The 7,166-nt window shown below is 73.3% G+C and carries 4 protein-coding genes; all 4 read left to right on the forward strand.

Features of this window, described 5'->3' with window-relative positions; translation table 11 throughout:
- Window positions 1–243 precede the first annotated feature (243 nt).
- From ACIRPX_RS44255 to ACIRPX_RS44270, 4 genes are read left to right on the forward strand one after another with little or no spacing between them, the layout of a single operon-like run.
- Window positions 244–1,500, forward strand: coding sequence for an aspartate aminotransferase family protein (locus ACIRPX_RS44255; RefSeq protein ID WP_404205826.1), 1,257 nt, complete (start codon window positions 244–246; stop codon window positions 1,498–1,500).
- Complete coding sequence (locus ACIRPX_RS44260; RefSeq protein WP_404205827.1) at window positions 1,497–4,355, forward strand: FAD-binding and (Fe-S)-binding domain-containing protein; 2,859 nt, start codon at window positions 1,497–1,499, stop codon at window positions 4,353–4,355. The genes ACIRPX_RS44255 and ACIRPX_RS44260 overlap by 4 nt, the downstream gene beginning before the upstream one ends.
- Complete coding sequence (locus ACIRPX_RS44265; RefSeq protein ID WP_404205828.1) at window positions 4,352–5,815, forward strand: NAD-dependent succinate-semialdehyde dehydrogenase; 1,464 nt, start codon at window positions 4,352–4,354, stop codon at window positions 5,813–5,815. The genes ACIRPX_RS44260 and ACIRPX_RS44265 overlap by 4 nt, the downstream gene beginning before the upstream one ends.
- The gene (locus ACIRPX_RS44270) at window positions 5,808–6,800 is read left to right on the forward strand and encodes a D-2-hydroxyacid dehydrogenase (protein ID WP_404205829.1); all 993 of its coding nucleotides are present in this window, start codon (window positions 5,808–5,810) and stop codon (window positions 6,798–6,800) included. Before ACIRPX_RS44265 ends, ACIRPX_RS44270 begins: the two co-directional genes overlap by 8 nt.
- Window positions 6,801–7,166 lie beyond the last annotated feature (366 nt).

A 7,166-nucleotide genomic window follows, 5' to 3' on the forward strand; every position in this document is an offset into this window, starting at 1 on the left:
AGGGCTCTGGTGAGGCCGTCCGGGTTGTCCATCACCCTTGTTCAGCGTGCGGCCACCGTCAATGAACACCCTGTTCGCTCGGGCGGCCCCGCGTGGACAGTTTGTTCCGGGTCGGCGGGCCGGTTGACAGACCGTCCACACCGAGTGGCTCGGCGGAACACGATGGCCGTTGACCCTCCGGTCGTGCCGCCCGCAGGGTGGCAGGTGTCCCCGCACCTTCTCACGCTGTCGGAGAGCCGTCGTATGAGCCACCTGTCCGAGCACCTGCGCCAGGCCACACCGGTCGTCGCCGAACGCGGCGAAGGCGTCCACCTGTACGGCGCGGACGGCCGCCGCTACCTCGACTTCACCGCGGGCATCGGCGTCACCAGCACCGGCCACTGCCACCCGAAGGTGGTAGCCGCCGCACAGGAGCAGGTCGCCACCCTGATCCACGGCCAGTACACGACCGTCATGCACCGACCGCTGCAACGGCTGGTCGAGCGCCTCGGCACCGTCCTGCCGGAGGGTCTGGACAGCCTGTTCTTCGCCAACTCCGGCAGCGAGGCGGTCGAGGCCGCGCTCCGGCTCGCCCGCCAGGCCACCGGCCGCCCGAACGTCGTGGTCTGCCAGGGCGGCTTCCACGGCCGCACCGTCGCCGCCGCGTCCATGACCACCTCGGGCACCAAGGTCCGCACCGGCTTCGGCCCCCTGATGGGTGGCGTCGTCGTCACGCCCTTCCCGCACGCCTTCCACTACGGCTGGGACCAGGAGACGGCCACCCGGTTCGCGCTGCGCGAGTTCGACCAGCTGCTGCAGACTGTCACCGCCCCCGACGACACCGCCGCGGTCTTCGTCGAACCCGTCCTCGGCGAGGGCGGCTACGTCCCCGCCGACCCGGCGTTCGTGCGGGGCCTGCGGGAGCGCGCGGACCGGCACGGCATCCTGCTGGTCCTGGACGAGATCCAGACCGGCGTCGGCCGCACCGGCCGGTTCTGGGGCCACGAGCACCTCGGGATCCGCCCCGACATCCTGATCACCGCCAAGGGCCTGGCCAGCGGCTTCCCACTGTCCGCGATCGCGGCGCCCACGGAGCTGATGAGCCGGGCCCGGCCCGGTTCGCAGGGGGGCACCTACGGCGGCAACGCCGTCGCCTGCGCGGCGGCGCTGGCCACCCTTGACGTCGTCGAGGAGGAGGGACTGGTCGCGAACGCCGCCGCGATGGGTGCCCGGCTGCGCGCCGGACTCGACCAGGTCGCCGCGAAGAACCCCGCCATCGGCGACGTACGCGGCCTCGGGCTGATGCTGGCCAGCGAGTTCGTGACGGAGACCGGCGAACCCGACCCGGCCGCGGCGTCCCGGGTGCTGGCGGCCGCCGTGGAAGAAGGCCTGCTCCTGCTGCCCTGTGGGCCGTGGGGCAACGTCGTCCGCATGATCCCGCCGCTGGTCGTCGACGCGGCCGCGGTCGACGAGGGACTGCGCGCCTGGGCGGCGGCCGTCGAGGCGGGCACGGCCGGATGAGCGAGGCATCGGCCCTCGTAGGCCTGCTGGCGCGCACGGCGCCGGGCTTGGAGGTCGACATCGGGGACGGGCGGCGTGCCCAGTACGCGTACGACGCCTCCAACTACCGGGTACCCCCGCTCGCCGTCGCCTTCCCGCGCTCCGCCGAGGACGTGGTCGCGGTAGTACGTGCCTGCCGTGACCTGGGCATACCGCTCACCGCGCGCGGGGCGGGCACCAGCATGGCCGGCAACGCGATCGGACCCGGCGTGGTTCTCGACTTCTCCCGCCACCTGGGCCGGGTCCTCTCGATCGACCCGGCCGCCCGCACCGCCGTCGTCGAACCCGGCGTGGTCCTCGACGACCTCCAGCGCGCCGCCGCGCCGCACGGCCTGTTCTTCGGCCCCGATCCCTCGTCGCACAGTCGCTGCACCCTCGGCGGGATGATCGGCAACGACGCGTGCGGGAACCACTCCGTGGCGTACGGCAGGACGGTCGAGCACGTAGAGGAACTGGAGATTGTCACGGCCGAAGGAGTGCGCGCCGTGGCCGGCCCCGGTGGCCTGCGAGCCCTCGGCGACGACCCCGACGCCCGTATTACCGCCCTCGACTCGGCGCTGACCCGGCTGGTCGACGACAACCTCGCGGCCTTGCGCACCGAACTGGGCCGCATCCCCCGCCAGGTCTCCGGCTACCAGCTCCACCACCTCCTCCCCGAGCACGGCCGGCACGCCGCCCGCGCCCTGGTCGGCACGGAGGGCACCTGCGCGGTCGTCACCCGCGCCATCGTGCGGCTGCAGACGAGGCCCGCGGCCACCACGCTGCTCGCCCTCGGCTACCGGGACGTGGTGGAGGCCGCCCGGGACGTGCCGGCGATCCTCGGGCACCGGCCCACCGCCGTGGAGGGCATGGACGAGGCCATCGTCGCCACCCTGCGCCATCGGCGCGGCCCGGAAGCCGTCACCGGACTCCCCGAGGGCGCCGCCTGGCTCTACGTCGAACTCGACGGCGCCGACCAGGACGACGCCGACCGGCGCGCGGCCGCACTGCTCGCCGAACTCCGGGCGGAGGAACGGATGGTGGCGGGCCGGGTCGTCGAGGACCCGGCCGAACGGCGCTCGCTGTGGCGGGTACGCGAGGACGGCGCCGGACTCGCCGCCCGCCTCGTCGACGGCGGCACGTCCTGGCCCGGCTGGGAAGATGCCGCCGTCGACCCGCACCGACTCGCCGATTACCTGGGCGACTTCCGCGCCCTGCTCGCCAAGCACGGCTACACCGGCGTCCTGTACGGCCACTTCGGCGCGGGCTGCGTCCACGTCCGCGTCGACTTCGACCCCGCCACCCATGAGGGTGCCGCCGCCATGCGGGCCTTCCTTGAGGAGGCCGCCGCCCTGGTGGTCGAGCACGGCGGCACCCTGTCCGGCGAACACGGCGACGGACGCGCCCGCAGCGAACTCCTGGCCGTCATGTACAGCCCCCGGATGCGCGCCGCGTTCGCCGCCTACAAGCGGTTGTACGACCCCGCGAGCGTCCTCAACCCGGGCGTGATCGTGGACCCGGCAGCCGTCGACGCCGATCTCGCGCTGTATCCGATCGGCCCCCCGGCACCGGGCGGTTTCACCTTCCCCGAGGACCCGGGCGGCTTTGCCGAGGCCGTGGGCCGCTGCATCGGGGTGGGGCGCTGCCGCAGTGACGCCGGCGGGTCGATGTGCCCCAGCTACCGTGCCACCCATGACGAGCGCGACTCCACGCGGGGCCGCGCCCGGCTGCTCCAGGAGATGCTGCGCGGCGGACCCGACGCCGTGGTGGCCGACGGCAGCCGCTCGGCCGAGGTGCGCGACGCGCTCGACCTGTGCCTGTCCTGCAAGGCCTGCGCCGCCGACTGCCCGGTCGGCGTCGACATGGCGACGTACAAGTCGGAGTTCCTGCACCGCCACTACACCGGACGCCTCCGCCCGCGCAGCCACTACAGCCTGGGCTGGCTGCCCTGGTGGTCGGCCCTCGCCCGCTGGGCCGCCGGGGCTGTGAACGCCGTACTCGGCGGTCCCCTGGGCCGGCTCGTCGCGCGCCTAGGCGGAGTCACCACCGAGCGTGCCCTGCCGGCCTTCGCCCCGCGCCGGGCCCTGCGCGAGCACCTGCCCCCGCAGCCCGAACACCCCGCCGCGGTCCTGCTCGTGGACTCCTTCACCCGCGCCTTCCGCCCTGACGTCGCGGGCGCCGCCGCCCGAGTCCTCGCCGACGCCGGACTCCCCGCGACCGCGCGCAGTGGACTGTGCTGCGGGCTCACCTGGCTCACCACCGGCCAACTCGGCATCGCACGGCGTGTGCTGACCCGTACTGTCGAACATCTCGACGACGGAGGCGAGCTGCCGATCGTCGTCCCCGAGCCGAGCTGTGCGGCAGCCCTTCGCCACGACGCGCCCGCCCTCCTGGGCACGGAGTCCGCCCGCCGGGTCGCCGCCCGCGTCCGCAGCTTCGCGGGCGCCCTCGCCGAACGCGCCGACCCGGCGTGGAAACCGGCCGTACCCGACCGTGTCACCCTGCAGACCCACTGCCACGAGTACGCCGTCTTCGGCGAGAGAACCCAGTCCGAACTGCTGCGCCGACTCGGCGTCGACCACGTCGACGAGGCGAACGGCTGCTGCGGACTGGCTGGCAACTTCGGCTTCGAGGCCCAGCACCACGCCACCTCGATCACCGTCGCAGGCCTTTCCCTGGCCCCGAAACTCGCGGCCCTCGAAGCAACCGACACCGTCCTCGCCGACGGCTTCAGCTGCCGCACCCAGGCGGCCCACCTGACCGGCCCCGACGGGCCGCAGGCCCGGCACCTGGCCGAACTGCTCGACCCGAACCCACCCGGAGGCATCTCCTCATGACCAAGGTCATCGACTCCGTCCCCAAGCAGTTGCTCATCGCCGGGAACTGGCAGGACGCCGCCGAGGGTGCCCGCTTCGCGGTGGACGACCCCGCGACCGGACAGCGGCTGTGCGAGGTCGCCGACGCCGCGCCCGCCGACGGTCGCCGCGCCCTCGATGCCGCCGTCGCCGCACAGGAGGCCTGGGCGGCCACCGCGCCCCGCGCCCGCAGCGAGATCCTGCGCCGCGCCTACGAGATCATCCTCGACCGGCGCGAGGACCTCGCGCTCCTGATGACCCTGGAGATGGGCAAGCCGCTCGCCGAGGCCCACGGAGAGGTCGGCTACGCGGCGGAGTTCTTCCGCTGGTTCTCCGAGGAGGCCGTCCGTGTCGACGGCGGGCTCACCCGCACCCCCGATGGCGCCAACCGCGTCCTGGTCATGCGCCAGCCCGTCGGCCCCTGCCTGCTGATCACCCCGTGGAACTTCCCGCTCGCCATGGGCACCCGCAAGATCGGCCCCGCGATCGCGGCGGGTTGCACGATGGTCCTCAAACCCGCCCCGCAGACCCCGCTGTCCACCCTCGCCCTCGCCGGCATCCTCGCCGAGGCTGGACTCCCGGACGGCGTGCTCAACGTCGTCACCACCACGGACGCCGCCGGAGTGATCGAGCCCCTGCTGCGCGGCGGCGGCGTGCGCAAGTTGTCCTTCACCGGGTCCACCCCGGTCGGACGGCTGCTGCTCGCCCAGTGCGCCGACACCGTCGTACGGACGTCGATGGAACTCGGCGGCAACGCGCCCTTCATCGTGTTCGAGGACGCAGACCTGGACCGGGCGGTCGACGGGGCGATGGTCGCCAAGATGCGGAACATGGGCGAGGCGTGCACCGCCGCGAACCGGTTCTTCGTCCACCGCTCGGTCGCCGACACTTTCGCCGTCCGGCTCGCCGAGCGCATGGCCGCCCTGTCCGTGGGCCCCGGCACGGCGCCGGGCACGCACGTGGGCCCGCTCATCGACGGCGCCGGGCGTGCCAAGGCCGACACGCTCGTTCGGGACGCGGTCAACCGCGGCGCGAAGATCCTCACCGGGGGAGAGGTCCCGGACGGGCCCGGCCACTTCTACCCGCCCACCGTGCTCACCGGGGTCCGGCCCGATTCCGACCTGATGTCGACGGAGATCTTCGGGCCGGTGGCCGCCGTCCTCACCTTCGACACCGAGGACGAGGTGGTCCGCGCCGCCAACGACACCGAATGGGGTCTGGTCGGCTACCTGTTCACCCAGGACATCGACCGCGCCCTGCGGGTGGGGGAGAGGCTGGAAACAGGCATGGTCGGCGTCAACACCGGACTGGTCTCCAACCCGGCCGCGCCCTTCGGCGGCGTCAAGCAGTCCGGCCTGGGCCGGGAAGGCGGACGGATTGGCATCGACGAGTTCCTGGAGTACAAGTACCTCGCCATCCCCGTGGCGGACGGCCGTGGCTGACCGGCTCGTCGTCCTGCACCGTGGCGTCCTGCCGCCCAACGCCGACGACATAGAACGCCTCGCCGACACGGTCTACGCGACCGAGGAGGAACTGCCGTTGCTCCTGCCCGGCGCGGACGCCCTGTTCTGCTGGCACTCTCTCACCGAGGCCGTCGCAGGTGCCTGGCCCAAGGACCCGGCCCGAGCCCCGCGCTGGGTCCATGTGGCCGCCGCCGGGGTCGACCCGCTGCTCTTCCCGGCGCTCGTCGACGACCCGGACGTGGTACTGACCAACTCCCGCGGTGTCTACGACGGCGCCATCGCCGAATACGTACTGGGCCTGATCCTCTCCCTCGCCAAGGACTTCCCCGGAACCTGGGAGCATCAGCGACGCCGCGAGTGGCGGCCGCGTGACAGCGAGCGCATCGCGGGCCGCACCGCACTGGTGTGGGGAACCGGCCCGATCGGCCGTGCCATAGCACGCATGCTGCGTGCCGTCGGCATGCGGGTGACCGGAGCCGGGCGCACCGCCCGTGTGGACGACCCGGACTTCGGCACCGTGTACGAGGGTGGGAACCTGCGCACCGGGCTCGCCGACGCCGACTACGTGATCCTTGCCGCGCCGCTCACCCCGGACACCCGGTGCATGGTGGACGCCGCCGTACTGGCCGCGATGAAACCCGGCGCCCGGCTGGTCAACGTCGGCCGGGGGGCTCTCGTCGACGAGGAGGCACTTGTACGGCACCTCGCCGCTGGCCGGCTGGCCGGAGCCGCCTTGGACGTCTTCGCCGAGGAACCGCTGTCCGCAGCCTCACCGCTGTGGGACATGCCCGGAGTGATCGTCTCTCCGCACACGGCCGGTGAGGTCGCCGGATGGCGTGACGACCTCGCGGGGCTGTTCCTCGACAACCTGGCTCGCCGCGCCGGGGGCCTGCCGCTGCGCAACGTCGTCGACAAGGAGCGCGGGTACGTGCCGGGCGACTGCCGCGGAGTATCCGTGCGCTGAACCGGCCGGGCACGCCGTGATCACGTGCGGACCGCATCCGGTCCGCGGCCCTCGCCCGGCGCCGACGCGAACGGGCGGAGACGGAGCGAACCGCGGTCGGACGCGGCGTGCCGTTCGCGATCGGTCCGGGTGTCATGTGGGGCCGTCTGAACAGCACCCGGCGCGCTCACCGCCGTGGTCCGGGCGTGGTCTGTCGCGGCTGCCGCCTGTCTCGGGTTCGGTCGTGCCGTTCCTCGCGTGTGACGTGTGCGGTGGACGGTTTGTCGGTGCGGGTGGTTCCGGGGGGTGGAACGGGCTGCTGCTGTGGGGGGTGGGTGGGGGGATCGTGGTGTGCGGTAGTGCAGGTGTGGAGGAGGAGTGGCCATG

The organism is Streptomyces sp. NPDC101225 (genome assembly GCF_044767585.1).
Taxonomy (GTDB): Bacteria; Actinomycetota; Actinomycetes; order Streptomycetales; family Streptomycetaceae; genus Streptomyces.

What these genes read in the sequence shown, in the direction of transcription:
- ACIRPX_RS44260 (WP_404205827.1), top strand. Translation starts at nt 1,497, where the DNA reads ATGAGCGAGGCATCGGCCCTCGTAGGCCTGCTGGCGCGCACGGCGCCG.
- ACIRPX_RS44255 (WP_404205826.1), top strand. Translation starts at nt 244, where the DNA reads ATGAGCCACCTGTCCGAGCACCTGCGCCAGGCCACACCGGTCGTCGCC.
- ACIRPX_RS44265 (WP_404205828.1), top strand. Translation starts at nt 4,352, where the DNA reads ATGACCAAGGTCATCGACTCCGTCCCCAAGCAGTTGCTCATCGCCGGG.